Source organism: Desulfosporosinus meridiei DSM 13257 (assembly GCF_000231385.2).
Classification (GTDB): Bacteria; Bacillota; Desulfitobacteriia; order Desulfitobacteriales; family Desulfitobacteriaceae; genus Desulfosporosinus; species Desulfosporosinus meridiei.
The window spans coordinates 4,661,545-4,686,370 of sequence record NC_018515.1 but is presented as its reverse complement, the minus strand read 5'-3'; the positions used below and the strand labels follow the sequence as shown (position 1 = coordinate 4,686,370).

Here is a 24,826-nt window from a genome sequence, read left to right as displayed (position 1 = left end):
GACGATTGCCGGTGGGTGCGGATCGGAGGCAAGAAAGGTGCTTAAGTGTGGACATAAATTCTGCTGCAATCCGGATAGGAAGACTGAAAATGATGTCCAGGAGTGCAGGGCAAAAAGCCTTGCTAAGAATCCGAAGATGAAAAATTGTTATTACCACAGGGAAGGTGCTGGCTGCAAAGAGTGTGGGGGTAAGACTGTCAAGGTTGGCGCTAGTATGCATTGCTTTGCTTGTGGGTCAAGTGAATAACTCTAAGGACAGGATGTTAGTTAAATGAGAATAAGGAGGTAAGGGGCTTGGAGACAACTGAAGCCGCAACTGAGGAAAAGAAAAAGCGTGTAAAGCCGTTGTGGTACCGACAAACAATCCGTCGGTTTACGACCTACACGCAGGACAAACTTCGTCTACAGATACTTAATGCACAACTTGAGAACGAATTTCCTAGTAATACGGCTCAGATTAGCCTAAGCCCTGGACGTTCCGTTGGAAAGACAGGCGATCAGACGGGCAGCTATGTAGATAGGAGAGTGGAGCTTGAAACCGAGATTAGGGAGCTGAGGCACAAGATCCATGAGGTTGATATAATTCTTGGCTCCTTGGGGAAAACGGAGAGAAAGCTGATAGAGCTTAAGTATATGCAGCGGTTTAATAAGGATTTCTGGATAGCCGGGGAAATTGGGATGGCTGTAAGGTCGTATTACAGGATGAAAGAGGAGTTGATAGTGATGGCTGCTCAGATGTTTGGATATGTTAGTAGGGAGCAGATTAGTTTCGAAGAGTGGGGATGGAATGAATTTACTCTTTCATAGACGCCTTTCCGCCTGTTTGTGCGAGTCTTTAAATTGCATTCACTTAAGTTAAAGAAATTTTCTTCATCTAAATTTGAATAATTATAAGTTGGCTGGAAAATTACTAGCCCTAATATTGTTGGATATGAGAGATGGTAAAAAATTTGGTTAAAACAGCTATTATAATTTTACTACCCTAAATGTAATTCGGATGTAGTAAAACAACTATACGGGGTAATGTTTGTCATGTTACAAGACAACTAATCTTTTTTCTTAAATTTCTTAATGGTAATAAACAAGAAATAGCTTATTGGCAGAGTAGCCAAACTCCACATTATAATATTACTGAATACATTGTATAAAGGATCATTTTTATTTAATGTTTTCCCTATTAACATAAGAACTGTAACTAAACCAATATTAAAATATGAATGTAACTTGAAGTAAAACGATAAACTCGGATTAAAAAAATTAAAAGGCATATTAGCCATAAACATAAAAGGGATAGCGATAAAAACCATTATTAAAACACTCATCAAAAACTCGGATTTAATACCATAATGACTTATCCCATAATATATTATTAGTAAGAGACAACTGAAACCAGATAATATATATAACAATTGCGTGCTTGAAATATCTATTAGATGTTGATAATTACTTATTTCTGACCTATTTTCGATAGTTTCAGATTTTAAAGTATGTTGTTGTTGTATAGTCTTTGAAAGAGATTCTAGAATATATCTTTTAACCGAGGTACTAACAAATTCCTGTTCTTCTATGATGGAATAAGTTCTTGTAATTATTTCATCAATTTCTTTATCGTTTGGTTCTGATAGTATATTTGTTCTATTAAACTTACCCAGAATACTTAATTTTACTGTTTCTCTTGATAGAATGATTTCTTCTTCTTCAAGTTTCATTTTTACTAAGTTCTTCGCAAGAAAATTACTGTACTCTTCTTTTATCCGAGCTCTTTCAGTTTCTAATGCTTTAATGAACTTTTTTTCACTTTTATCATAATAATACTTAGTTGCTAATATACCAAATATAGCTAGAATAATTCCTCCAATGCTTAACACAGATTCCCATGTTCCCAAAAAATCCATAATCGTTCTCCTTCAATTTAAACTAAAACCCTAAAGCATTAACGCGCAATGTCCAAGGATTCCCAACGCATCCCAACCGGGATGTATCTTCCTCTAAGTGTCGGGAATCCCGTGTTAGTCTCCATCATTTAACTTTGTAATAGATTATTTCGTTTATATAGTCCCTACTAAAATATTTGTCTATAATTTAATGTGAGCTCAGATAAATCTCTTATATCGCTAGAAGTCGCTTAAAATATCCTGCACGGTTCATTTCCTGTATTGTTTTTTCGAAAAAACCAGTACTATCAGATCTCTTAATAAGGTTTCGTGCCTCACCAAAAGACATCCCCCATAATAACATATGCATTCTAATTGCATGCATAGTGTTCTCGTATCTCTCAAATGTTGGGTTATTAGATATTTCCCTTAGAGAATACCTAGCCGTTAATAAATTAGGATCCATAGAACTAAAACTTGCAACAATTTCATTATAGTTCCCTGGATTAACAGATTGCTGACCGAGTATTGATCCCCCAACTCTATTCCATGGTGGCAAATCCCCATGTTTTATTCGGTATGATTCAATAAGTATACCTTCAACTCTTCGAATGTCATCCCTAACCAGGTCATCACGGTAATCTTGAACATCAAACATCTTAATATCAAGTCCATTCCATAGTTGTTTATTTCTATGAGTAGCAGGTTGAGACATTGAGGATTGTACAAATATTGTATAGCCAAGTTTATCGCATGACCCAAAATATTCCTCTATCTTATCCTTTTTGCATCCGTTTGGATCCATAGGGATTATACCATTATGCTGCTTAAATCTTTCCGTTAGGTCTACAGCTAATCCAATGTAAAGCAATTCTTTGGTGTAATAGTTCCAAAAACTATATATACCTGCTGAAGCCCAACCATAGTTATCTAATGGATTGACCAATTCATCCAAAGCCTCGATAATTTCCATAGTTTCAGATTTAGTAAACGCATCTAGAATTATTGTCCCAAACAAATAAAGTCTCCTTTCTTATAGTAGGTTTTATTAATGGTGCCTGACGTTCTGTGAATTTGCGAAGTTTGGCTATTACATTCATATCCTCTCAAGTTTTGCAAATTCACTGTTTATGTGAAGTTCCCTGTCCCACGAACTGACAAAAATAGTTATTTGTTAATACTCATGAAAATCCTCATCTTCCTCTGAATTGAATATCGAAAATTTGTTAACTGCTTTTCTCTCACAGGTGTCGGAAGATCACTCTATGAATACAAGACATGTGTCGGGATGCTCCCATTATCAGCACATGAAATAGTAGATACCAATAGCATAATAGTTCAGTTTTTCTAGATAACCATCTAAAATATTTTCTACAATAACTTTCCAATTCCTTTGATAAATGACAATACTTTTAGCTAAATTTTAATTGTTCATCGATTGGCAGTAAGATGGCATAAAGGTGGCAGTGCCATGGCACTAAAAGACCTCGATTATATGTTAATGTATAGCTGTGAAGATTTTTGAAATATGTCTTTGATGTGTTCACTAATACCAAAGGGATCAAGAGCCGAGAGGCTCTTTTTTTTCTTATGCCTAAAAGGAGGGCAACATGGCTAATGAGGCTCTAAAGAAAAAGCCAATTAAACCTCATCCAAAGATTAAGTTCGAGGATACAAAGGGATTTAAAGCGCTTGATCGGTTGATGAGGTCGAACAAAGGTATATCTGGGCCAATGTAAATGGCAAGGCATCCAGAAGTCTACAAGAATAAACAATGGGAACCAGCGAGGCAGTTTGTCATAATCCGAGCTAACGGTCTTTGCGAAGAATGCCATGCCAAAGGCATCATTAAGCCAGGCAAGGAAGTAGATCACATTATTGAGTTAACCGATGCAAACAAGCATGACTGGAACATAGCATATAATCCGGAAAACTTGCAATACCTTTGCACTGATTGTCATAACCATAAAAGCGGAAGAAGTACAGGATTGCAAGACTTTTTAATACCGCCAATTAGCCAAGAAGGGAGTTGATATATTAATGAGAAAAGACGGATTAACGGAGCATGAGGGCAGAGTTATGGATGCGCTTCAAGCAGCATGGAATGAGTTTGCAAAACTAGAGATAACTCACACTTCAGATATGACTGATTTTACAAATGGGATACATCAATGCCAACAGATACTAGGTATGCGTGTATTACAAAGGGACTATCCAGAAGGATATCCAATCAAGGTCAAGAAGCTAAAGCCCACGCATAAATGCATTGATTGCGGATATACAATCAGCCATAATAAGCCATGGATAATAGATGGATTAAGATGTAATAAATGTTCGGGAACAGTAGTTCCTTTAAGTATGTTGCCTAAGAAATCATCCCCCCCGGGTTCTGAAAACAAATAATAAATTCCAGGGACCGGGGAGGGAAGGTTATTTATTACGCGAGTCAGATCTGTATAGGGGGGTGTGGTGGGGAGGTGATAAAACCATGAAAAAGGAACTTCAAGACTTATCGAAAGAAGAGCGAATTAAGAAAGAGATCCAAAGACTTAAGCGTCTTTTCAAGAATATGCCCAAAGATACCATGAACCGAGTTTTATCGCTGATCACCAACGCCGCCTTCATGACGATAACCCTTGAGGATCTGCAGGAAACCATCAACCGAGAAGGCACAGTCTCTGAATATCAGAACGGAGAAAACCAACACGGAACAAAGAAATCGCCTGAGGTTGAGATCTACAACACGATGGTGAAGAACCACATGAGCATAATCAAGCAGCTGACAGACTTAACGCCGCAGGGTCCTCCACCCAAAGCCTCGGAGCCGGATGCCTTCGAAAAGATTATCCTAAGGCGGGGGAAAGGTGGCTAAGCCTAAGGTTATTGCTCCGGAATATATAAAAAGCTGGCATGATTATGTTGATCGAGAGCCCAAAAAGCATTGTAAAGACATCAAAAAGTTAAAGAAACTCATTGAATCCTTACTTAAAAACCCAAAGGTCTTCTACGACGATACCGACGTAGAGGCCTTTATTGATTTCTGCAAGCTGGTTAAGCACAAGGAAGGCCGGTGGGCCGGGCAGCCCTTTGAATTGTCCATTGAGCAAAAGTATATCTCCGCCTGCATCTTTGGTTTTAAGATCTACGACACCGAACTGCAGATGACGGTTCGATACTTCAAGGAAATGATCCTATTCGTGGCCAGAAAATGGGGCAAGTCCACCTTCATTTCAGCCATTGCAGACTTTCTCTTAATGGCCGATGGAGAACCGGCTGCTCAGGTCTGGTGTCTGGCCACCATGAAGACTCAAGCAGCCATCGTCTATGAAGCGGCGAAATCGTTTTTGCAGACTAGCGATGTTCTGACCCCCAAGGATAATCCCAAAAAACATTGGCGGACTAAGAGGGATAAAGACAACACTGAGATGATCCTGTTTCCTGCCACCAACTCATACATGAAAGCCGGCAGTAAAAATAGCGAAGGACAGGACGGTTTAAATCCTCATGGAGTTGTCATCGATGAGCTTCATGCCATCAAAAACCGTAACACTTACGATGTCTTCTCATCGGCCCAAGGAGCTCGAGCTCAACCACTAAATGTTATCATCTCAACCTTTGGCTTTGTCCGCGAAGGAATCTTTGACAGCATCTTCGAGCGCTGCAAAAAGGTCTTAAACGGAAAAAGTAAAGAACGTGTCTTCCCGATGATCTTCCGGATCGACGATGACGACAAGCCGGAGGATCGTAAGTGCTGGATCAAGGCTAACCCAGGATTAGGGGAAGCCAGACCCACTATGAGCTACCTCGAAGGGGAATATCTAAAAGCCCTGGAAGATCCAGCGCAAATGCCATCGTTCTTGGCTAAGCATCTTAACCGGGCCAGCTCCTTAAGCATGATCTATTTTGATCTCCCCATTGTTGATCAATGCGCCATCGATATGATCGAGGATATGATACAGGATCGCTATGCTGTTGGTGCCAGCGATATTTCCGAGACCACAGACCTTTGTGCATCCTCGGCCCTGGTACCGATCCAAGGTAAGCTGTATCTCTTTCAAAAATATTTCATTGCCCGGTCAAGGATTGAGCAAAACAGCAAGGCCGATAAAATGGCCTACGAAAGCTTTACCAGCACTGGGGCAAGCGATGGACTTAACCATGAGCTCTTGCATATCTGCGAGGGAAGCATGGTAAGCAGGAAGGATGTTGTCCAATGGTACGTTGATCTGGCCGAAACCTATGGGGTAACCTTCTGGAAGATCGGTGCAGACCGCTGGCACTATGAGGACTTCGCCAGCGACATGGAGATAGCAGGCTTTCCGCGAGAGAACAAGGAAGGTCGCGGTGTGGTTTTTTCCGTGGCCATGGGAGCAAAAAGTCTTTCCCAACCCATGAAGGAAACGAGATCGCTCTTTGAGGACAAAGTGGTACAGTTCAGCAGACACAATGGCCTTTTCCGGTGGTGTACCACGAATACGGCAGCTAAGATCGACACCAACGCAAACATTCAGCCGGATAAGGCAAAGAGTAAGGCGAGAATTGACGGGTATATGAGCTATTTAATGGCCTATATTGCTTATAAAAAAGTACAGGATTTATTCGAAGAATATCAGTCGTAGAAAGAGAGGAAGGTTTATGGAATATAAAGCCATCATCGAAAAGCAGATTGAAGCCTTGGAGAAAGTACAAGATAGTATCTTGAAAGCAAAGTAACCCCTGAATGCAGAAGCAGCCTGCTCTGTCGCAAACACCATAGAGCGCCTATGCATAACGGCTCATGGTTGGCCAACGATTAGCAAGGGATAAGTTAGAGTTCAGCCGTAGAAAAGAGGTGATCATTTGGGTTTTTTAAGATATGTGGCCGGTTACTTTCAGAAAGAAAAAGTAACCGCTGCCAAGGTCATTGATTTGCTGAACCGGGGATATTCTCTGACGCAGCTCTTCGGGGGGAATATTTACAACATCCCGGAAATCCGGACAGCCATTAACTTTATCGCCGAAAAAGTGGCCAGCATTCCCTTCTACCATATCCGGGCAGACACGGAAGGTAACATGAATCAAGTCAATGACCGCCTGGGGTTTGTCCTGAAGGTAAGAACCAATCCTTATCAGTGTCCCCAGGTTTTCTGGACTCATTGCATGACGAAAGTGCTGTTGACTAATAACTGTTTTATTATGCCTGAATGGGATGAACATAGCGGCAAATTGCGCTGGCTTTGGCCACTACCCTTTACGCTTGGTGAGTTCAACCAAGATGCCCAGGGGAGAATTATCGTCACGTTAGGCGGAAGCTATCCCTTTTATTATGACGACTTAATTCACCTGCAGCGCTTCCCGGACGGTAAACAAGGATCTAGTAAACAGGCCTCCGGAAACTATGTTCAAATTGTCAACACCATGCAAAATCAAGCAGTCAAGGACAGCGAAAACAGCCAGAGAATTGCTGCTCTGCTGCAAGTTAAATCTCAACTGAAGAGCTCAGACATGAAGAAAAAGCTGGATGAGTTTAAAGAGCTGTTTCTCACGGCTGAAAACACAACCGGTTTCGGAATGATCGGCGCTGAGTATGAAGTCCACAATCTTGACATGAAGCTCAACCCTTTGGATACCAAGCTGCTGGATGACATCACCCGAAAACTCTATAACTACTTTGGAGTCAGTTACGAAATCATTAACGGAACCGCCTCAGAACTTCAGTTTGAACAGTTTGTGGACAACACCATCAAACCCTGGGTGTGGCAAATCGAAGAAACCTCCACCTATGCCTTATTCAGTGAAACAGAAATCTTTCACGGAAATTGCGTTCAGGCAGAATTGGTGGACTTGGAAATCAGTACCCTGGCGGCTAAGACCGCCTTTTACAAAGAAATGGTCTATGGAACCATCATGAACCGCAATGAGATCAGAAAACGGCTCGGCATCACCAAAGGGCCGCCGGAATTAGACAAGTTCTTGGAAAACAAAAACTTTCAAGTCCTAAGTCCCGGGAGCTATGTGGTAGAGCAGAAAGGAGGAGAGAGCGATGAGCAAGGAAGCGGAGAAAAAGTCACCCCTGAGTCAGCAGTCTAAAAAGCGCATGCTCTTTGATGATGATCGGTCAAAATTTCGAGCGATCAGCGAAGAGGTAGATGGCCAAAACGTCAGGAGATTGCGGGGGTACCCAATTCTCTTCGACACACCGGGACGCCCCTATCGCGGGAGTAAGTGGATCGAGAAGGTTGATAAGAAAGCTTTGGAAGGGGTTGATCTTTCAAAGCTTGTTTTATTGTGGGATCATGCCACGTCCTGGGTGCTCGGTAGAGCAGGGAAGAATATGAGGACGGTTGTAGACGAAGTCGGCCTGTTCATTGAGGTAACCTTAGGAAATACCTGGTTGGACGATTACGTCTTTGACCGAGTTCAAAATGAAATTGTGGATGGTATGTCCTTTTGGTTCGATAACAATGCCATGATCGCCACGGACTGGGAAAACAAAATTGACGTCATCCTCAAGATTAATGATGTCTATGAGGTAAGTATCGTCGTTTTCCCGGCGTATGAAGAAACGGTCATTATTACCGAAGAGCAGACGCCTGAGACACCTGCACCGGCTGACGATACTGCTCTTAAATTGGCCTTAATGAATCTGATCAGTCAGTTATAAACCCTACAAGATAACGAAGAAAGAGGAGGAACGAATCCATGAAACTAACCCAAAAAGAGGCGGCGGAACTCCGCAGAGAAAAGTCAGAGTTGGAACAAAAGCGGTTGGAGCTGAAGAGCAAGGTTAAAAATCATCGGGATATGTCCACCGAAGACATGAACGAAGTCGCCGACAACCTTAGAAGTATGTCTGAACGCTTGGACGAGATCAATGAAAGGCTCCAGGAAGCACCGGAGACCGAGAAACGAGGAGGATTTATGTTCGGTAAGCAAAACCATAGCGATCTAACGGAAGAGAACTATCGCTCAAGCGCAAAGTACAGGGATGCTTTCTATCGAAGTTATCTCAATGGGAAAATCAGTGAAGCAGACGCCGACATTATGGCCTTTGGTAAGCGCTCTGTAACGGATATGAACGGCGAAAGTGTGGCCAGCGGTGCTGAATACCTGGTTCCCCAAACCACTCTCGATAATGTCTATTCCGTCATCAAACAATACGGTCGACTGTACACGGCTATCACAAAGTTTGGCTTTACAGGGGACGTGTCCCTGCCAATTGGTACCACGGAGGCACCGACGGAGAATCCCGACGGCACAGTAACCCTCAACTTCACCTTTACCGAAGTGAAAATTTCACAGCAGGCCGTTGTGGCAACGATTGTTGTTAAGAATCTGCTGCTCAGAAACAGCATTCCGGCCTTTGAAAAGTTCCTTGCCATGGAAATTGGTAAGTACATTGGGATCTTACTTGAAAACTACGTGTTAAACGGCGCGGTGGATACCTCGACCTTCCAAGGAATTATTGCAGCCCTTAAAGTTGCACCCTCAGCCGCCAAAACCTATTCCTTGATGGATTGGCAGCAGATTGCTTTGATCTGTTCAGAGGTGGAGAGTCCCTATGGAGATAATGCTACCTGGGTCATGAAGCGCAGTACCTTCTTTAAGCGGTTTTTCGCAATCACCGATGCCGCCGGGAAGCCTTTAGTATCCGTCCTTCCAGTGCAAGGCGGTCCTGGTCAATCCAATTACTTAATTGCCGGGCAGCCGGTGGTGTTTACTTCCCAAATGCCGGATACGGACTCTGTGCTGTACGGTGATCTTTCAACCTATATTGTCAATGAATCAGAGGCTTTTGTCATCGAAGCCAATGCTTCTGAGAAGTTCTCCGAGGATAAAACCGTGTGGCGAGGCAAGCTGTACTCCGGAGGTAAACCATTGTTTGCTAAGAACACCTTTGCCTATTACAGCTACTCCGGAACCTAATTTGTTTAAGGACGGTGGCATAAATGGCTAGAACTAAAAGCAAGACGCCTGAAGCTGTTGAAGTAAAGCAGACTGAGGGCGTTCTTTATTTGAAAGCAACAAGGCCACTCACGGTCCGGGAGCATGAGGAACTATCTCAAAAGCTTCGATATGAGATGGAAAAAACGGGGCTAACTATTGTCTTAGTCCCGTTTTCCTTAGATCCCGCAGAGGGTGAGTAAATGACGAACGAAGAATTACTGGAGAAAGTAAAAACCGGTTTAGGGATTACTGGCGAGTATACAGATTCGACTCTCTCAATCAAAGCAATCGCAGTAAAACAGTACATGATGAATGCTGGAGTAACGATTGAGAACGTCGAGAACGAGTTAGGGATTGCAACGCTTACCGTTGGCGTAAATGATATTTGGTATCTAAAAAGCGGAGAAGTAAAATTCAGCTTAGCATTTGATATTCTTATGACTCAACTTAAAGCGGTGAGTATGCCATGAATAGACCGGATCAAGCAATCTACCTGATTAGTACTACTATCAGCGAAAATGATATGGGCGATTTTATCGAAGCCAAAACAAAGCGCCTAGTGTTTGCCGAAAAAAAGTCAATACGCCAGTCTGAATTTTACCAGGCGAAAGCAACCGGCCTTCGACCAGAACTAAGCTTTGTTGTGTGGACTCGTGAATATGCAGGAGAAGGAAAGCTCGAATTCGACGGCAAGGAGTACAACATTATTCGCACGTTTGAGCCTAACAGCGAGGACACAGAGCTTACCTGTCAGGGTCTTGTGAATGGGGTGGTGTAAATGGGTGTGCAGTTTGAGTCAAATGCCCGAGCCGTAAAAGGGGCCATAGCGAAGTTGGAAAAACAAGCACTTAGGGAAACCGCAAAGTTTTTGAGAAAGGAAATCAAGAGGACAGTTCCTATTCATGAAGGTGTGCTTAAAAAGAATGTTGGCTCATGGGTAAAAGGAAGGGCGAATGAAACCCCCGTTCTTCAAATCGGAGTCTACAGCAGGGCGAGAGCTAAGAAAAAGGGTTATAAATATGCTTTCCATGCCCACCTAGTGCAATTCGGTACGGTAAGGATGAAGGGAACCGATTACCTTCGTGCTCCTGTTCTCAGTAACCTTGCCAAAATTCGCGAACTGCAAGCTGACTCTATCAGGCAAATCGAGAGCCTAAGAGAAAACGGCTTACCAGAGGTAGCGGATGAGGAGGCGGATTCATGATCGCACTAAGGAAATCCTTAACGGCTTTCCTCAAAACAATCCACCCTCGTGCCTACTTCCAAGAGGCACCATCGACAGCGGTTTTTCCTTACCTAGTGTTCGACTTCCAGCTCTATCCTGATGGCGAAGGGTTCGAGTTATGTACTCTAAGTGTGGATGGATGGAGCAAAAACCCTGACACTACCGAACTAGAGAATCTTATGACCAGCGTTAAAACCCTGGACAAAACAACGGTCACAAACCCTGAAATGGCAATAATTTTTTACCTCGAAAATATGCTCCCGCTGATCGATGATGACAAAACTATCAAGCGTCGCCAGTACAACTTCTCAGGAAAACTATTTAGGAAAGGGTGATAAATATGGCACTTACACAAACTCAACTCGAAAACGTCCAAGTCGACTACGGAATCGTCTTTGCGGACTACGGCCTAGCGACACAGCGCAGATTAGGACCCACTAGAGGGGGCGGGGGCTTTAAGGTCGATGCAACAATCAGGGACATCGAATATGACGGAGGCAATGGCAAAAGCAAGGGCATGCAAGTCCTAGAGAGTGTAACGGCAAGCCTGAGCGTTACGGTCCTAGACACAAGCATGGAAACCCTAGCTATCGCAATGCCCTGGGCGACCTACGACGGCACGGCGAAAACAATCACAGCCAAGAGCGCAAATATTGGCGGGATACAAGACACCGCATACTTGGACAATGTGACTATGTTCGCGAAGCTCATGAATAACGAGTACAAAAAAATCACTCTGTATAACGCGATGAGCGAATCCTCCTTCGAGTTGGCTGCAAAGCCAAAGGGCGAAGCTGAGATTGGGCTTGAGATCATGGCGCATTGGGATGCGTTTGATGATGCCGCAGACCTGTACAAAATCGAAGATGTTGCAGCGATTGTAGATCCTTTTGTAGCAGGATAACAAAAGGCGGGGACCCCCCGCCTAATTTTGGAGGAATTAAATATGTTAACAACGGAAAAAGCCTTTGACATGCTCCCCAATGTGGTGGATCTATACGATAAACTAGACCTCGACGGATACCGCAAAAAGGTTGCGGAAGAAAACAAAGGCAAGAGCCTTGACCAAATGAGTGCAGGGATTAACCTGTTTAAGTTTGTCCTTAAGAACTCAGGCAAAGTTAAAAACGAAGTCTTTGAGATTGTCGCTGTTTTCGAGGACAAGGCAGTCGAGGAAATTAAGGCACAGAACTTTATTACGACCATGAATTCTTTCAAAGAAATCTTCTCAGATAAAGAAGCCGTTGGTTTTTTCAAGGATGCTATACGGTAGGTTATCCAAAAACAATCAACCTACTGTATAGCCATTATGGTGTTAATTCAGCCAGCAAAATACAGCTCAAACACCTGGTGCGCTTACTTGCAAAAGCTGTTACCAAAGAGCAAGAGGAATGGGCTTGGGATATGTGGAACAGTCTCTATCCTTATATGGTACTGGGGTATATCCACCCTCAAAGCTTTGAGGATTATAAGAACGAATTATTCAAACCACAACTGAAGCACACAGAAATAACGGCCGAGGAGATTATTGATGAGCTGCTACCGATTATTGTAGCGCATGAAGCCAAAAAGCAATGACACAAAACAAACAACCTTTTAACAAGGGTTGTTTTTCTTATGCCATTGAATGGGAGGTGGTAAAAATAGAGATATTTAGACTGTTTGGATCAATCTTAATCGACAATGATGCCGCGAATGCTCGTATAGACGACACCGACAGACGCGCTCAGGGCACAGCAAAAACATTCGGCGAAATGGTGTCCAGCGCTGCGAAGGTGGGCGCCGGAATAGTCCTGGCCATGGGTACGGCGGCTCTGGCGGTTGGTGGACTTGCAGTTAGCTTTAGTGATGATTTAAAAAAGGCACTTAATGGAATTCAAGCCGAAACCGGGGTAACCGATGAAGCCATGATCGGCATGAAAGATACGTTGCTTGAAATTTACAATGCTAATCTTGGCGAGAACTTTGAGGACATCGCTAAGGCAATGGCAGAAGTCGGAAAGCAAACTGGTGCAACAGGCGAAGAGCTTGAAGACATGACCAAAGATGCTTTAATGCTGCGAGATACCTTTGAATTTGAGGTCGCGGAAAGCACAAGAACTGCAGACATGATGATGAAGCGATTTGGGATTACTAGCGATGAAGCATTTAACCTTATAGCCCAAGGTGCACAACAGGGTCTCGACAAAAACGGGAACCTCTTGGACTCTATTAATGAGTACAGTGTTCATTTCGAACAGCTTGGATTTAATAGCGAAGAAATGTTCAACATGATGGCGAACGGGGCAGCTACCGGTGTTTTTGATATCGACAAACTAGGCGATGCCATGAAAGAGTTTGGTATACGTTCCAAGGATGGAAGCAAAGCATCTACCGAAGCGTTTCAAGCGTTAGGTTTAGATGCTGGCAAAATGTCACTGGCCTTTGCTCAAGGTGGAGATAGTGCAAAAGAGGCATTTGACAAGACGGCTCAGGCAATATTTGCACTTGAGGATCCACTTGCAAAGGAAGCAGCAGGGGTCGCTCTCTTTGGAACCATGTGGGAAGATATTGGAGCAAAAGGCATGGAGGCCCTAACGAATACTCAGGGGGGAATAAGTAAGACAACGGATGCACTCGGAAAAATCAACGAAGTCAAGTATGATACCTTTGGTCTCGCAATTCAAGGCATAAAACGAAACATGGAAACGTCTATCCTCATCCCCCTTGGTGAAAAAGTAATGCCAAAAGTTAATGAATTTACGAACTTGATTATTACCAATATGCCGCTGATCAAAAATGAGATCGAATATGCGTTTACCGTGGCAGGGAGAGCCATTGACGAAGCAGCAAAAACTATTAGTGGGATTATTGATTGGTTTGTCCAATACCAGGCTATTATAGTACCTATTGTTGGAGCGGTCGCTGCGGTCGTGATTAATGCCTGGATAGTCATGGGGATTGAAGCAGCAAAAACAGCAATTGTCAATGGAATAGCATCTGCCAAGGTAGTTGCAGATTGGCTTTTAATGGGCCTAAAGAGTACTGCGCACGCTTTAGTGGTTGTAGCATCATGGGCTGCAACAGGAGTGGGAGCAGTGGCAGCGGTAACTATATTAGTAGTGCAGTCAGCCATCGTGGTGGCAAAATGGGCATGGATGGGCGTACAGAGTTTATTACACGCCGCAAAGATGGCGTCGGCTTGGGTAATGGCTATGGGGCCAGTGGCATGGGTCACGGCAGCAGTAATGGCACTTGCAGTGCTGATTATTGCGAATTGGGAAACGGTCAAGACCAAAACTATTGAGATCTTCGGGGGTATATCGACTTGGCTCAGTACCACTTGGGAGGCTATTAAGGCATACATTTCGGCGAAGGTGCTCGAAATAAAGACAGATATTTCAAATGCCTGGGAAGCGATCAAAACAGCTATCTACAACAAAATGGAAGCTGTCAGAACAACCATCGTTGAAAAATGGAATCAATCGCAACAATTTCTTCAAGATATTGACCTAATGCAGATCGGTCAAGACATCATTCGGGGCTTAATTAATGGAATCAGCAATAAACTTGCATCACTAAAAGGCACCGTAGAGGAAATGGCTTCATCCCTGCCTAACTGGATTAAGAAAATACTGGGTATCCACTCGCCTTCAACGGTACTTCAAGAAGTTGGTCAGTACACCATTGATGGCTTAATTCTGGGCATTGGAAATAAAGCCTCTGCCGTGGGTGCCGCTATGGATAACATAGTGGGCACGGTCACAAGTAAAGCGTCGGCCTTTGTTACTGCCGGAACAACCATTGGCCAACAGTTTTCCGAGGCATTGCAATCTAGTATCAAAGAACCAACTTATTCTTCTGGATCAGGAGGAGGAAGCAGTGGAGGCTCAAGTGGTACTAGTATTACTAATGTCAAAGGTGTAGGTAATGTTGTTGAAACGAATGGTCAAGTAACCATTAACACTAAATCTGGTTCGTATAATGAAAAGACGGGTCAATATTCGATTACTAATTATAAAACTGGTCAAACTTTATACCGAAACGGTTCAAAAGAAGAGTATGAAGAAAACTATGCGAAGTTCCACGAGGGTGGGTGGGTTGGACTAGACCTTCGACCCGATGAGGTTCCGATTATCGCCCAAAGGGGTGAATTTGTTCTTAGTAAAAAAATGATTGAAGGTCGCGTTAAAAGTTCAGCCTCTGCAGGAAATGCCGATAATTCGAAGGCTATCAATCAAACGGTGAACATCTACAGCCCTGCAGCTGTAAGCCCTGCCGAGACAGCAAGGCAAAACAAAAGAGCCCTGCAAGAGTTAGCGTTAGCATTCTAGGGGGGGTATTGTGCGGAAGGTGACCTATGTCAATGCAAAAGGGGTAAGTATTGAACTATCAAATACTGCTCCTTTTTTGCTGCAGAAAATTGAGACGACTAACAATGTAACCATTTATAACTCTAAAGGGGTTAACCAGGATGGGAGGACATACCTAGGCAATACCTTAAACGAGAGGGACATAACCCTTACTGTTATGTTATTGGCTAAATCTAAGGACGAACTGACGGCCTATAGAGACGAAATCAACGCCATATTTAACCCGAAATACGGAGAGGGGTATCTAATTTACAAGGATAATGTTAAGGAGAGAAAAGTAAAATGCCTCATTAACAAGATGCCATTTTTCAAGATAACGGACACTTCATACGATGACTGCTTAATCTCCATGACTGCCAGTAATCCTTTCTGGACTGATATCGATGAATCAAAGGAAGAGATCGCTCTTTGGGTGGGTGATTTTAGCTTTGAGCTAGAGTTAACTGAAGACGGCATTGAGATGGGACATAGAGAACCGTCTTTGATCGTGAATGTATTTAATGGCGGCGATGTTGAGTGTGGAATGCGAGTAGAGTTTAAGGCGCTTGCAACCCTTACGAATCCATCTATCCTCAATGTGAACACTCAGGAATTCATCAAAATTAATAAAGAAATGATTGCTGGCGAAACAATTACGGTCTCCACATACTTTGGCAACAAAAAGGTTAGGAGTGATTTGAATGGTGTCACAACGAACGCTTTTAACTACATCGACGTTGGCAGTACCTTTTTACAGTTGGATGTAGGGGATAATCTTTTTAGGTATAACTCAGACACAAATCTAGACAACCTTGAGGTAACCATTTACTACATGCCTCAGTATCTGGGGGTGTAATGATGGATTTGTATATCTACAATTCAGACCTTAACCTTTTGGGGGTTATGGATAATTTCACGTCCTTGCAGTGGAATCGCCGTTATTCTAAATGCGGCGATTTCGAGCTGCATTGTTCTTTAGATGCTTACACACTTGATATGCTCCAAAGGGGGAATGTCGTTTGGAAGAATAACGATGATGAAGCAGGGTACATTGAATTCAGGCAAATGGATCAAGACGTGGAAGGTAAAGAAATTCTCGTCGTTAAGGGAAAATTTCTCTCGGCCTATCTGAACAGACGCATTGTATGGGGCCAGGAGATACTTCAGAGCACAGCAGAAAATGCCATGAGAACCCTTGTAAACAAGCACAGCATTACTCCAACGGATAATAAAAGAATCATACCAAACCTTAGTTTAGGCACCTTAAAAGGCTATTCTCAAACAGTTAACTATCAAGTGAGTTATAAAAACCTCTTGGATGAAATTGAGAACCTATGCTCACTCTCTGATTTGGGATATAGGGTTAGCTTTGATACATCCAATAAAAAGTTAGTGTTCGATGTGTACGCGGGATTAGATCGTTCCATAAATCAAAGCGTTAATCCGCGGGCGGTCTTCAGTAAAGAGTTTGAGAACATTCTCACGCAACAGTATACCGAGAGCATCAATAACTATCGGGATACAGCCCTTGTAGGGGGTATGGGTGAAGGTACAGCTAGAAAGCTCGTAACCGTTGGATCCTCCACAGGGTTAAACCGATTCGAGGACTTTGTGGACGCCAAGGATCTTACGAACGTTGTTAATGGCGTAACTTTGTCGGATGCAGATTATTTGAAAACTTTAACGGAGCGAGGTAATTCTAAGCTCTCTGAAGGAGTAGAGAACCGAACCTTTGACAGTGTCATAAATCTAAATGCTAACCTGGTTTACAAAACTGACTTTGATCTTGGGGATATAGTGACTTGTGTTCGTAAAAAATGGGGCGTTACTATAAATGCACGAATCACTGAAATTCAAGAGGTCTACGAGGAAGCTGGAGTAAGGATTAATGTCACCTTTGGAAACAGCATCCCAACATTACTCGATAAAATCAAACAGAAAATGAGGTGATAAGAATTGGCGGAGAAATCAAGTTTTTTTAATTCAGTCAGTGGCGATCGAAAATACCAAGCATCTGACTACGCGGCGTATTTTAACAGCTTTATTACGACCGGCGTATTCCCCAACCCAACGACAAGCCTTCAAGCTATGGCCAACGGGGGGATGTCTGTTCTCTTAAAAGCGGGCAAGGCATGGATAAACGGGTATTATTACCTTAACGATTCCGATCTAGTAATCCCAATAGATGTCGCTGACGGTGCTTTAAAGCGGAAAGATTTATTAGTGGTCAGGCTGGATACCGTTCTACGAAAGATCACATCGGTTATAAAAAAAGGCGTGTTTGCCAGCTTGCCGGTGGCCCCGGCGATTCAAAGGGATGCTGATATCTATGAATTGGCCCTGGCTGAGATTTATATCGGTGCCGGTGCAATAGAAGTTACACAAGCTAATATTACTGATCTGCGAATGGATACCACCAAATGCGGATGGGTCAACAGCCTAATTCAAGTAGATACCACGGCAATCTTTAACCAGTACATGGATTGGTACGCAGCTAAGCAAACAGAATACGATGGGGATTTTAGCACGTGGACTACCGACAAAAAAGATGCTTATGACGCCTGGGTATTAGCCATCGAGGCTGATCAGGATGCTGTGGAAGCCCAGTTTCAGGATGATTTTATCATTTGGTTTAACAGCATGAAGGATCAATTAAGCGTTGATGCCGCTGGAAACCTCCAGCTCCAAATTGACTCACTTACCGAAGACCTCGATGATACTTCGGATGTCATCAACGCTCACATGGTGACTTCAACTCCCCACAGAAAGGGACTAGCAGGTGGCATTACTCCTCTCGGAGCTGATGTACAAGTTCCTCGGGAGTTCCTAAGAAAAGCCCCCTCGATGAAGATGTTTTTTGCTAATCAGATGGGATTACTTCGGAGAATATTAAAATTAGAGCTAGCCCCAAGACACTATTTAAAGGCCAAAGGTACTACTACCTTTACATCGTATGTTGGATGGAATACCGTAACCTTCGGCAACACCATTAGCGACGAGGAGTCACTTTTAACAAACGGGCAATTTTATACTGCCCCCGAGAATGGATATTACTTGATATTATCCAACCTTGATTTTATATTCGATACCACTACCGATAGGTATGAGTTTAATTACGGGTTATTTATTAATGGACTCATGGAAAGCATTGTGGATACCATCTGGATCTCTGACCCCCCAACAGCTAGTGGCAATAAATTTATGTTTAAAATGCACCGGGTAGTCTATTTGAAAAGCGAAGATAAGGTAAATACCGCTGTCAATTCTCCGGCCACCAACGCAGGCTACAAACATGGGGGAGCCAATAGTACCCTTGAGATTATTAAATTATAGGGGAGTGAATAAAATTGTATTACGGAAGTGGAATACTCGGGGATGTAACGATCTCAACGCATAAGACCCTAACGGACTCAGTCTATCATTACGATAATTTAACCATCAACGCTGGAGTTACTCTAACCTTTCCCCACAGGTCTGTGGTTTTTGTGAAGGGGACCCTAAGCGTAAACGGAACTCTCACCGTGGCCCCAGGACCCCTCGGAGGTTTAGCAAAAAACGGCTTCTCATACGCTGGACAGGGGGGAGCTGGTGGTGCTGCTGGAGGATCATTAATAATTATTGCCAATAGCATAGTTGGTACTGGTATTATAACCGCCAAAGGATCAGTTGGAGGTAATGGTAGTCCTGGATCCTATTCTAACACCAATGACAACTCTAATCCCCAGGCGGGCAATCCCAGTTCCGGGTGCTCGATATCAGCCCTGGGGCTGAAATCAGCCCCCAATAATGCCGGAGGAGCCTCATATAGTAGCATAGGCAGTAATTCTTTTCTCGGTATAGCTCCCGAGGGGTGGCTATGGCAATATTTAAACTACCTGTTCATTCCAGCCCTAATAACCACTCAGTTTCCCGAGGTACCCATCTCGGATGGCGGTGGGGGTGGATCCGCCGGGGGGACTACCAGCTCTAGTAACTCTGGGGGTCAGGGTGGACCCGGGGGGGCAGGAGGATCCTTCGGAGGTGCAGGCGGTAAAGGTGGATGGGGATATAATAGTAGTGGAAATGGATCCCTCACTTACGAGGGCGCTGGGGGAAGTGGCGGAGGTGGAGCGGGAGGATTCCTGACTGTCATATCCCCCTCCATCGTCAATACCATCACCCTTGATGTTAGCGGAGGCAACGGGACAGCTGGTTCCAATGGGGCTAATTTGAACCAGAATACCTGGGGTGCTTCGGGTGGAGGCGGTGGAGGCGGTGGGGGAGGACTCCTAATAACCATTACCGACTCCGATATCCTACCGTCACAGATTGTCCTAGATGGTGGGGTTAAGGGCGTAAATGGTACCTGCAACGTTAGCACCGTTCCGGCTGTGTCAGCAACTAATGGGGGAATGGGAATCCTCATTGAATACCAGCTAAGCTCTTTGGAGGCGATGCTATGAACTACGTAGAGGCTGTATCCCATATTTACCCCCAGGCTAAGCATAATGTTGACTTCATCGTAATTACCACCAACGACATCACAACTGTGACTATGCTTAACCATGACCTCCAATTGCCTTCACAGGCTGAAATGAAGGAGGCTTCGGCACAGGTGGAGGCAATACATGAGGAGCAAGAATTACTGGATAGCCTTATCCCGTCCAGAGATGAAATTGCAAAAGCTGAGACAGAGATATTGATTATAAATATTTTGATGGAGGTAGGATTAATATGACAGCAGTTCAAAAAAGACTCGTAAACGCCTATGCGACGTTAGTAATGGGTAAGAGAATGACCATCGAAGACGTACCCAATACCGAATGGGAACTTTTAAACGGAACAAACACAACATTGAGAACCGAGGTAGAGATGGAAGTAGCTACGAGGGAGATAGCCATACTGGGCTAATGCATAGTGAAGATTCCAGAGAAGTTAAATGCCTTGGGGCGTTATTTTTATTGCCTAGAAGATACTAATGCTGCTTTATATCTCGAAGAAGGGCTTAATTAGAGTGTTTTCACGGATTCCGAATCATCAACATACTATGCCATAGAAGGAGAACAAGCCTTATTGGTTTGTGAAGGAGTGGTAATCTATGGCAGCTGAACTGATAATATTGATCGGATTTGTCTACGCAATTGTAGAGTCTCTCGAGAAGTTAGGCTTAAGTAGAAGAATCGCACACTTGCTCGCAATTCCTTTAGGTATCCTCAGCAGCTTTGGCCTGCTGCAGTGTGCCTCAATATTAGAGTGTTTTGCGAAAGGGTTACTAATTGGAATCTGTGCAGTTGGAACTTGTGATACTGCATGCAACATTTTGGCTAAGTTTAAGGACACCAATAAATCATAAAGCGCACAATAAGTTCCCAAGGCCAAGTTAACGGTATTGGGAGCTTGTTGTTGGTAGCAATAATCAAAGAAGGGGTGGGGCTATGGTGGGGGAAAACTTAGTCACCGAGCAATCCTGTGAACGAACTCATAAAGGCTTAGATAAGCAACTTGAGGTAGCTGAACGCAGATTAAACGCGCACAGTGAGACAATAACAGATTTAAAGATCATTATCACTCAGCTTACTCAGCTGTTAGAGACAACCTCTAAGACATTAGAAACGATGGAAAAGCGGATTTCAACCTTAGAAACATTACACGAAGAGTCATCAAAAGAAGCAGGTTTTTGGCAAACCCCAGGGGGACAATGGATCATCAAGGGTTTTGTAATTATAGCCATTATTATCACGCTTGCAGCCATTGGACAGAACGTCAACCCTGAGTTTTTAGCTAGCATATTTGGAAAGTGAGGTGAGTAATTTGGCTGAATTGAAAATATATGACCTGGTCTTCGACCCGGGCCACGGCGGCCCGGATCCGGGAGCAGTAGGCCCAACGACCAAGGAAAAGGATAACGTCTTAATGCTGGCCAAGAAAACGGCGGCGATCCTCGAAGCAACCGGCCGCTTCCAAGTAAAGTTCACTAGGGCTACAGATAAAGACTTCTGTGAGCCAGCACCATACAATGATGATCTCGACTTAAAGAATCGGGTAAAAGTGGCAAATGCCTTGGGCGGCGATGCATTCTATTCCTTCCATAATAACTCGGCAGCTGTGAAAGCTTACGGGAACGAAGTCTATGCTTTAGCAGCCGGTGGTGAAGGAGAGAAGATGGCCAAGGCTATCCGGGCGAGAATGGCTTTACTGGGAATGGTTGACCGCGGAGTTAAATATGCAAATTGGTATGTATTAAAGTGGACAGATATGCCGGCCGTGCTCATTGAGTACGGTTTTATTAATTCTGAGGAAAGCGTGATCTTAGCCAAAATAGATCAGGCTGCTCTGGCCATCGCTCAGGGGATTGGTGATCATTTTGGCGTAAGTGTCAGCGCGAATGTTATTAAAAAGGAGGTCTATGAGATGAAAGAGGCGGTCTTAGCTCATGGAATTGAGGATTACCTGGTACCGGCGCGAAGAGAGTCAATTAAGCTTGGAAACTGTGCAGTGTTTCTCAGGTTTGATGATAAAACTCCCCCGGCAGACATTTATAAGGCAGAGCATTTAACTATCGTTGGCGGGGGATCCGTTGGCCATCCAAACGAAACGATTCTCTCCGGAAAGACCTGGGGAGATACTGCAGCTGCAGTCAGCGCTACTGGAGCTTAATATTCCCAAGCGCTTGCCAATTTACTTAAAAAGGAGGAAATAAGATGAGTGTTCAAACGATTACATTATTAATTGCTGGTTTATCATTGATGTGTTTCTTTGGGACGATGTACGGTATCCAGACGTTAGTCAAACAGGGCAGGGATACAGGGAAGCAGCTGCAGGTTGCAGGTGCTGTCGTGGATACCGTTGAATCTGTACATGCAGTATTAGAACCAATTATTCCTGATCCGGTAGATAACGTTATTGATACGATCCTCAAGGTTACACAAACTGGGGTACATTCGGCGCAGCAACTTTATAATAGTGGGCAATTACCTCCGGAACTGAGAAAAGATCAGGCCACCGAATATGCTATGAATATGATTAAACTTACTGGCCGCGAGATTACTCCGGATCTAAAACAAGTTATTCGTAGTACGGCTGAGGCGGCTGTCTTTGTGATGAAGCAACAAGGGCAGAAGCCAGATCCTGTGCTATCTATATCGGAAACACCATCGCAGGTGCTTAATCTGGAGTTAAAACCAGTACAACAATCTGTATAATTATTATGACAAAAGCCCTCTTCAAAGCGAGAGGGCTTTTTTTAATTTATAAGACTAATTTCGTGGGAATTCGTCATTAACTTTATGCCATAATAGTATATTGTAAATTATTGAACTATTATAAACTTATTAAAATTTTAAGGAGGCCTAAAATGATTTCGCCTTTTTTGCCGCCTTTATTAGAGGCTGAAGTTATATCATTATTTCCTAACCTTAAATCTGTTGATAGTCTTAAGCCAGGGGCAGAAGGAGCTGTCTTTAAAGCAATTGATAATAACTCACAACGCGAAATTTTGTTGAAAATTTATGGTCCTGATCATCAGCATCGTAGAACTGAACTTGAAATTGCTAAATTGAAAGAAATTGATTCTCCTTACCTCGTAACTTTATACGGAAGTGGAAAAAAGGTAATAAGGGGTTTAGATTGCTATTATATAATCACAAACTTTATTAGTGGCGATAATCTCCAAGCACTATTGGAATCGGGAAAAAAGTTATCTGAACAGGAAACTATAAGATTGATTCATTGTATTTCTCTAGCGATTGAGGCATTATGGGCGGTAGATGTGGTTCATTGTGATATTAAACCTGAAAATATTATTCTCGATACTAATGGAGACTTTATATTGATTGATCTCGGGCTTGCAAAACATCTTGATGCCGATGCTGAATCACTAACTGAATACGGAATTATTTTTGGGACAAAAGGGTATCTTGCTCCGGAACAGTTTCTTGGGAGAAAGAATCTTACTCTTCGGGCTGATCTGTACGCACTTGGGATTGTTGCATATCAATGCTTGGCTGGGTATCATCCCTATAATTTCAGGCAGGATATTATGTTGAATACCCCTATACCGAAGTTTCCGCAAGAAGTAAATATTATTAATACTCTTGAAAAGGTTATTTATAAATTAACAGAACTTCGTGCTTTTAAGCGACCAAAAGGTTGGACGGAAATATTTGATATTTTAGGAGTTGAGTGACATTGTTTTTATATAATCGAGGTCATTTCGGTACAATAGATGGGGTAGACCCTCAGGGGGTTATAATGGCCAGCTCTTCAATTAATAGCGACAAGCTATGTAAGAGGCAAGCGTATGATTTATCTACTGTACTGCTTGATCCTCAATATTACCTTCATGGTATCGATAAGGATAGATGTAAGAAAACATTTTCAAATCTTTGTTCTTATCCTTGGTATGAAAAAACGAAGAGTTCAAAGCCAAAAGTAAGAACGACCAAGAGTATATCTGGAAAGATTAATATTATTTCTTCAAGGGATTTAAGTGTTAGTCTATCATCGTATTCTTCCGAATTAGAAATTCAAGAATGTATAAAGTCCTGCTTTGCTCTTCAAGAACTAGTTGGAGTTACAGATCTAATTATTCCCACACCACTTGTTGTTAATCGCGAAGATCAGTTCAGTGAACAACTTAAATGGCTAAAGGCAGCAAGTAAGCTGAAAGGTAATTACAGTAAGCCATTCCTTGCAACAATTGCAATATCCGATAAGGCTTTACTTGATTGTGATATTAATGATAATCAAATGGTTCAAACATTATTAGACAATGCGTCTGTTTTATCAGAAATAGATGGGTACTATATTGTTGTAGAGCAGAGTACTTCTTCGCTCCAGATTGTTGAGGCCAATATTGCGAGGGTGCTATTAGAACTCTCATATAATTTAGGGTACGTGGAAGATAAAAAAGTAATTATAAATTTTGCAGATGCATTCGGTTTATTGTGCTTGGCTGTCGGTGCAACAGCATTTGGAAGTGGATATTCAACTAAAGAGCGAAGATTATGTTTGAATGACTTCGTAGATAAAGATGGAGGCATGTCATTACCGAAGTATTATTCAACAAGTCTAATCGGGGATTTTTATTCAGAAAGAGATCTTAAGAAAATTGTTAATTTAAAATTATTAAGGTACCTTAAGTCAGATATTATAACTATTCATAGTGATCCACTACTTCAATCACTAGGAGTAAAAGGCAAAAAAATTGTGGTTCCACCATCTTGGACAGAAAGCCGTAGTAATACAAGTGCGGCTAGTAAGCACAGAGTAATTAGTTTAATTCAACAAGCAGAGCATATTCGGGAAATACCTTCTATAGGGGATAGAATAGGGTATCTTCAAACATGGCTTCAGGATGCAGAGGCAAAAATGGAATATATGAAGGGCAGGCTGAAAGGAAATCCCTTAAGTGAAAATGGAAATCATATAAGTGTTTGGCGAGAAGTTTTGGATAATTTTGTGGATGAATACCTATAAATAAAATAGGAGAA

Annotated in this window: 32 protein-coding genes; 30 read left to right on the top strand and 2 right to left on the bottom strand. The window is 42.9% G+C overall.

Annotated elements, in window-relative coordinates; translation table 11 throughout:
* Positions 1–294: 294 nt before the first annotated feature.
* A complete protein-coding gene (locus DESMER_RS21550; protein ID WP_014905184.1) occupies positions 295–807 on the top strand; it encodes an ArpU family phage packaging/lysis transcriptional regulator in 513 nt (170 codons plus the stop codon).
* 239 nt (positions 808–1,046) lie between these two features.
* Here DESMER_RS21550 and DESMER_RS21545 read toward each other — a convergent pair whose 3' ends face one another.
* The gene (locus DESMER_RS21545; RefSeq protein ID WP_014905183.1) at positions 1,047–1,895 is read right to left on the bottom strand and encodes a hypothetical protein; all 849 of its coding nucleotides are present in this window, start codon (positions 1,893–1,895) and stop codon (positions 1,047–1,049) included.
* Positions 1,896–2,106: 211 nt separating this feature from the next.
* Positions 2,107–2,892, bottom strand: coding sequence for a GIY-YIG nuclease family protein (locus tag DESMER_RS21540; protein ID WP_014905182.1), 786 nt, complete (start codon positions 2,890–2,892; stop codon positions 2,107–2,109).
* Between the two features lie 592 nt (positions 2,893–3,484).
* Between DESMER_RS21540 and DESMER_RS24805 the strand changes: the two genes are divergently transcribed.
* The 29 genes from DESMER_RS24805 to DESMER_RS21405 all read left to right on the top strand — a co-directional run bounded on the left by DESMER_RS24805 (position 3,485) and on the right by DESMER_RS21405 (position 24,812).
* Complete coding sequence (locus tag DESMER_RS24805) at positions 3,485–3,613, top strand: hypothetical protein (protein WP_282433042.1); 129 nt, start codon at positions 3,485–3,487, stop codon at positions 3,611–3,613.
* Positions 3,614–3,907 (top strand): HNH endonuclease, encoded by a 294-nt coding sequence (locus DESMER_RS21535; RefSeq protein ID WP_014905181.1) that lies wholly within the window; start codon positions 3,614–3,616, stop codon positions 3,905–3,907.
* 7 nt (positions 3,908–3,914) lie between these two features.
* Positions 3,915–4,277, top strand: a complete 363-nt coding sequence (locus DESMER_RS21530; RefSeq protein WP_014905180.1) for a hypothetical protein — start codon at positions 3,915–3,917, stop codon at positions 4,275–4,277.
* 85 nt (positions 4,278–4,362) lie between these two features.
* Complete coding sequence (locus tag DESMER_RS21525) at positions 4,363–4,746, top strand: hypothetical protein (RefSeq protein WP_014905179.1); 384 nt, start codon at positions 4,363–4,365, stop codon at positions 4,744–4,746.
* Positions 4,739–6,493 carry a terminase large subunit gene (locus DESMER_RS21520; protein ID WP_014905178.1) on the top strand — a complete coding sequence of 585 codons (1,755 nt, stop codon included), beginning with the start codon at positions 4,739–4,741 and terminating at the stop codon, positions 6,491–6,493. The genes DESMER_RS21525 and DESMER_RS21520 overlap by 8 nt, the downstream gene beginning before the upstream one ends.
* Before the next feature lie 220 nt (positions 6,494–6,713).
* Entirely contained in the window at positions 6,714–7,943 is a 1,230-nt protein-coding gene (locus tag DESMER_RS21515; protein WP_014905177.1) for a phage portal protein, read from the top strand.
* Entirely contained in the window at positions 7,897–8,517 is a 621-nt protein-coding gene (locus DESMER_RS21510; protein ID WP_014905176.1) for an HK97 family phage prohead protease, read from the top strand. The genes DESMER_RS21515 and DESMER_RS21510 overlap by 47 nt, the downstream gene beginning before the upstream one ends.
* Before the next feature lie 38 nt (positions 8,518–8,555).
* A complete protein-coding gene (locus DESMER_RS21505) occupies positions 8,556–9,779 on the top strand; it encodes a phage major capsid protein (protein ID WP_014905175.1) in 1,224 nt (407 codons plus the stop codon).
* A gap of 23 nt (positions 9,780–9,802) precedes the next feature.
* Positions 9,803–10,000 (top strand): hypothetical protein, encoded by a 198-nt coding sequence (locus DESMER_RS21500; protein WP_014905174.1) that lies wholly within the window; start codon positions 9,803–9,805, stop codon positions 9,998–10,000.
* A complete protein-coding gene (locus DESMER_RS21495) occupies positions 10,001–10,270 on the top strand; it encodes a hypothetical protein (protein WP_014905173.1) in 270 nt (89 codons plus the stop codon). It abuts the gene before it with no gap.
* Positions 10,267–10,578, top strand: coding sequence for a phage head closure protein (locus DESMER_RS21490; RefSeq protein ID WP_014905172.1), 312 nt, complete (start codon positions 10,267–10,269; stop codon positions 10,576–10,578). The genes DESMER_RS21495 and DESMER_RS21490 overlap by 4 nt, the downstream gene beginning before the upstream one ends.
* A complete protein-coding gene (locus tag DESMER_RS21485; protein ID WP_014905171.1) occupies positions 10,579–11,004 on the top strand; it encodes an HK97 gp10 family phage protein in 426 nt (141 codons plus the stop codon). It abuts the gene before it with no gap.
* A complete protein-coding gene (locus DESMER_RS21480) occupies positions 11,001–11,360 on the top strand; it encodes a hypothetical protein (protein WP_014905170.1) in 360 nt (119 codons plus the stop codon). Before DESMER_RS21485 ends, DESMER_RS21480 begins: the two co-directional genes overlap by 4 nt.
* Before the next feature lie 5 nt (positions 11,361–11,365).
* Positions 11,366–11,929, top strand: a complete 564-nt coding sequence (locus DESMER_RS21475; protein ID WP_014905169.1) for a hypothetical protein — start codon at positions 11,366–11,368, stop codon at positions 11,927–11,929.
* 42 nt (positions 11,930–11,971) lie between these two features.
* Positions 11,972–12,298 (top strand): hypothetical protein, encoded by a 327-nt coding sequence (locus DESMER_RS21470; protein ID WP_014905168.1) that lies wholly within the window; start codon positions 11,972–11,974, stop codon positions 12,296–12,298.
* 77 nt (positions 12,299–12,375) lie between these two features.
* A complete protein-coding gene (locus tag DESMER_RS21465; protein WP_042334104.1) occupies positions 12,376–12,603 on the top strand; it encodes a hypothetical protein in 228 nt (75 codons plus the stop codon).
* Positions 12,600–15,338 (top strand): phage tail tape measure protein, encoded by a 2,739-nt coding sequence (locus DESMER_RS22720; RefSeq protein WP_014905167.1) that lies wholly within the window; start codon positions 12,600–12,602, stop codon positions 15,336–15,338. Before DESMER_RS21465 ends, DESMER_RS22720 begins: the two co-directional genes overlap by 4 nt.
* A 10-nt stretch (positions 15,339–15,348) precedes the next feature.
* Positions 15,349–16,212: a phage tail family protein gene (locus DESMER_RS21455; RefSeq protein WP_014905166.1), complete on the top strand. Its 864-nt coding sequence runs from the start codon at positions 15,349–15,351 to the stop codon at positions 16,210–16,212.
* Positions 16,212–17,306, top strand: a complete 1,095-nt coding sequence (locus DESMER_RS21450) for a siphovirus ReqiPepy6 Gp37-like family protein (RefSeq protein ID WP_242831020.1) — start codon at positions 16,212–16,214, stop codon at positions 17,304–17,306. Before DESMER_RS21455 ends, DESMER_RS21450 begins: the two co-directional genes overlap by 1 nt.
* Before the next feature lie 6 nt (positions 17,307–17,312).
* The gene (locus DESMER_RS22715; RefSeq protein WP_014905164.1) at positions 17,313–18,689 is read left to right on the top strand and encodes a hypothetical protein; all 1,377 of its coding nucleotides are present in this window, start codon (positions 17,313–17,315) and stop codon (positions 18,687–18,689) included.
* 14 nt (positions 18,690–18,703) lie between these two features.
* The gene (locus DESMER_RS22710; protein ID WP_014905163.1) at positions 18,704–19,798 is read left to right on the top strand and encodes a hypothetical protein; all 1,095 of its coding nucleotides are present in this window, start codon (positions 18,704–18,706) and stop codon (positions 19,796–19,798) included.
* Positions 19,795–20,073: a hypothetical protein gene (locus tag DESMER_RS21435; protein ID WP_014905162.1), complete on the top strand. Its 279-nt coding sequence runs from the start codon at positions 19,795–19,797 to the stop codon at positions 20,071–20,073. Before DESMER_RS22710 ends, DESMER_RS21435 begins: the two co-directional genes overlap by 4 nt.
* Positions 20,070–20,246: a CD1375 family protein gene (locus tag DESMER_RS23845; RefSeq protein WP_014905161.1), complete on the top strand. Its 177-nt coding sequence runs from the start codon at positions 20,070–20,072 to the stop codon at positions 20,244–20,246. The genes DESMER_RS21435 and DESMER_RS23845 overlap by 4 nt, the downstream gene beginning before the upstream one ends.
* A gap of 187 nt (positions 20,247–20,433) precedes the next feature.
* Positions 20,434–20,688: a hypothetical protein gene (locus DESMER_RS21430; protein WP_014905160.1), complete on the top strand. Its 255-nt coding sequence runs from the start codon at positions 20,434–20,436 to the stop codon at positions 20,686–20,688.
* 82 nt (positions 20,689–20,770) lie between these two features.
* Positions 20,771–21,136 (top strand): hypothetical protein, encoded by a 366-nt coding sequence (locus tag DESMER_RS21425; protein ID WP_014905159.1) that lies wholly within the window; start codon positions 20,771–20,773, stop codon positions 21,134–21,136.
* Between the two features lie 10 nt (positions 21,137–21,146).
* Positions 21,147–21,992, top strand: coding sequence for an N-acetylmuramoyl-L-alanine amidase family protein (locus tag DESMER_RS21420; protein ID WP_014905158.1), 846 nt, complete (start codon positions 21,147–21,149; stop codon positions 21,990–21,992).
* A gap of 44 nt (positions 21,993–22,036) precedes the next feature.
* Positions 22,037–22,537, top strand: a complete 501-nt coding sequence (locus DESMER_RS21415; protein ID WP_014905157.1) for a hypothetical protein — start codon at positions 22,037–22,039, stop codon at positions 22,535–22,537.
* A gap of 152 nt (positions 22,538–22,689) precedes the next feature.
* Positions 22,690–23,520 carry a serine/threonine protein kinase gene (locus tag DESMER_RS21410; RefSeq protein ID WP_014905156.1) on the top strand — a complete coding sequence of 277 codons (831 nt, stop codon included), beginning with the start codon at positions 22,690–22,692 and terminating at the stop codon, positions 23,518–23,520.
* A 2-nt stretch (positions 23,521–23,522) separates the two neighbouring features.
* Entirely contained in the window at positions 23,523–24,812 is a 1,290-nt protein-coding gene (locus tag DESMER_RS21405; RefSeq protein ID WP_014905155.1) for a hypothetical protein, read from the top strand.
* The last annotated feature ends 14 nt before the right edge of the window (positions 24,813–24,826 follow it).

Excerpts from the sequence above, each read along its gene's own strand:
- DESMER_RS21525 (WP_014905179.1), top strand. The coding sequence starts at position 4,363 with ATGAAAAAGGAACTTCAAGACTTATCGAAAGAAGAGCGAATTAAGAAA.
- DESMER_RS21505 (WP_014905175.1), top strand. The coding sequence starts at position 8,556 with ATGAAACTAACCCAAAAAGAGGCGGCGGAACTCCGCAGAGAAAAGTCA.
- DESMER_RS21410 (WP_014905156.1), top strand. The coding sequence starts at position 22,690 with ATGATTTCGCCTTTTTTGCCGCCTTTATTAGAGGCTGAAGTTATATCA.
- DESMER_RS23845 (WP_014905161.1), top strand. The coding sequence starts at position 20,070 with ATGACAGCAGTTCAAAAAAGACTCGTAAACGCCTATGCGACGTTAGTA.
- DESMER_RS22720 (WP_014905167.1), top strand. The coding sequence starts at position 12,600 with ATGACACAAAACAAACAACCTTTTAACAAGGGTTGTTTTTCTTATGCC.
- DESMER_RS21500 (WP_014905174.1), top strand. The coding sequence starts at position 9,803 with ATGGCTAGAACTAAAAGCAAGACGCCTGAAGCTGTTGAAGTAAAGCAG.
- DESMER_RS21470 (WP_014905168.1), top strand. The coding sequence starts at position 11,972 with ATGTTAACAACGGAAAAAGCCTTTGACATGCTCCCCAATGTGGTGGAT.
- DESMER_RS21545 (WP_014905183.1), bottom strand. The coding sequence starts at position 1,895 with ATGGATTTTTTGGGAACATGGGAATCTGTGTTAAGCATTGGAGGAATT.
- DESMER_RS21480 (WP_014905170.1), top strand. The coding sequence starts at position 11,001 with ATGATCGCACTAAGGAAATCCTTAACGGCTTTCCTCAAAACAATCCAC.
- DESMER_RS21435 (WP_014905162.1), top strand. The coding sequence starts at position 19,795 with ATGAACTACGTAGAGGCTGTATCCCATATTTACCCCCAGGCTAAGCAT.
- DESMER_RS21430 (WP_014905160.1), top strand. The coding sequence starts at position 20,434 with ATGGCAGCTGAACTGATAATATTGATCGGATTTGTCTACGCAATTGTA.
- DESMER_RS21510 (WP_014905176.1), top strand. The coding sequence starts at position 7,897 with ATGAGCAAGGAAGCGGAGAAAAAGTCACCCCTGAGTCAGCAGTCTAAA.
- DESMER_RS21450 (WP_242831020.1), top strand. The coding sequence starts at position 16,212 with ATGATGGATTTGTATATCTACAATTCAGACCTTAACCTTTTGGGGGTT.
- DESMER_RS21535 (WP_014905181.1), top strand. The coding sequence starts at position 3,614 with ATGGCAAGGCATCCAGAAGTCTACAAGAATAAACAATGGGAACCAGCG.
- DESMER_RS21530 (WP_014905180.1), top strand. The coding sequence starts at position 3,915 with ATGAGAAAAGACGGATTAACGGAGCATGAGGGCAGAGTTATGGATGCG.
- DESMER_RS21485 (WP_014905171.1), top strand. The coding sequence starts at position 10,579 with ATGGGTGTGCAGTTTGAGTCAAATGCCCGAGCCGTAAAAGGGGCCATA.
- DESMER_RS21475 (WP_014905169.1), top strand. The coding sequence starts at position 11,366 with ATGGCACTTACACAAACTCAACTCGAAAACGTCCAAGTCGACTACGGA.
- DESMER_RS24805 (WP_282433042.1), top strand. The coding sequence starts at position 3,485 with ATGGCTAATGAGGCTCTAAAGAAAAAGCCAATTAAACCTCATCCAAAG.
- DESMER_RS21490 (WP_014905172.1), top strand. The coding sequence starts at position 10,267 with ATGAATAGACCGGATCAAGCAATCTACCTGATTAGTACTACTATCAGC.
- DESMER_RS21425 (WP_014905159.1), top strand. The coding sequence starts at position 20,771 with ATGGTGGGGGAAAACTTAGTCACCGAGCAATCCTGTGAACGAACTCAT.
- DESMER_RS21495 (WP_014905173.1), top strand. The coding sequence starts at position 10,001 with ATGACGAACGAAGAATTACTGGAGAAAGTAAAAACCGGTTTAGGGATT.
- DESMER_RS21415 (WP_014905157.1), top strand. The coding sequence starts at position 22,037 with ATGAGTGTTCAAACGATTACATTATTAATTGCTGGTTTATCATTGATG.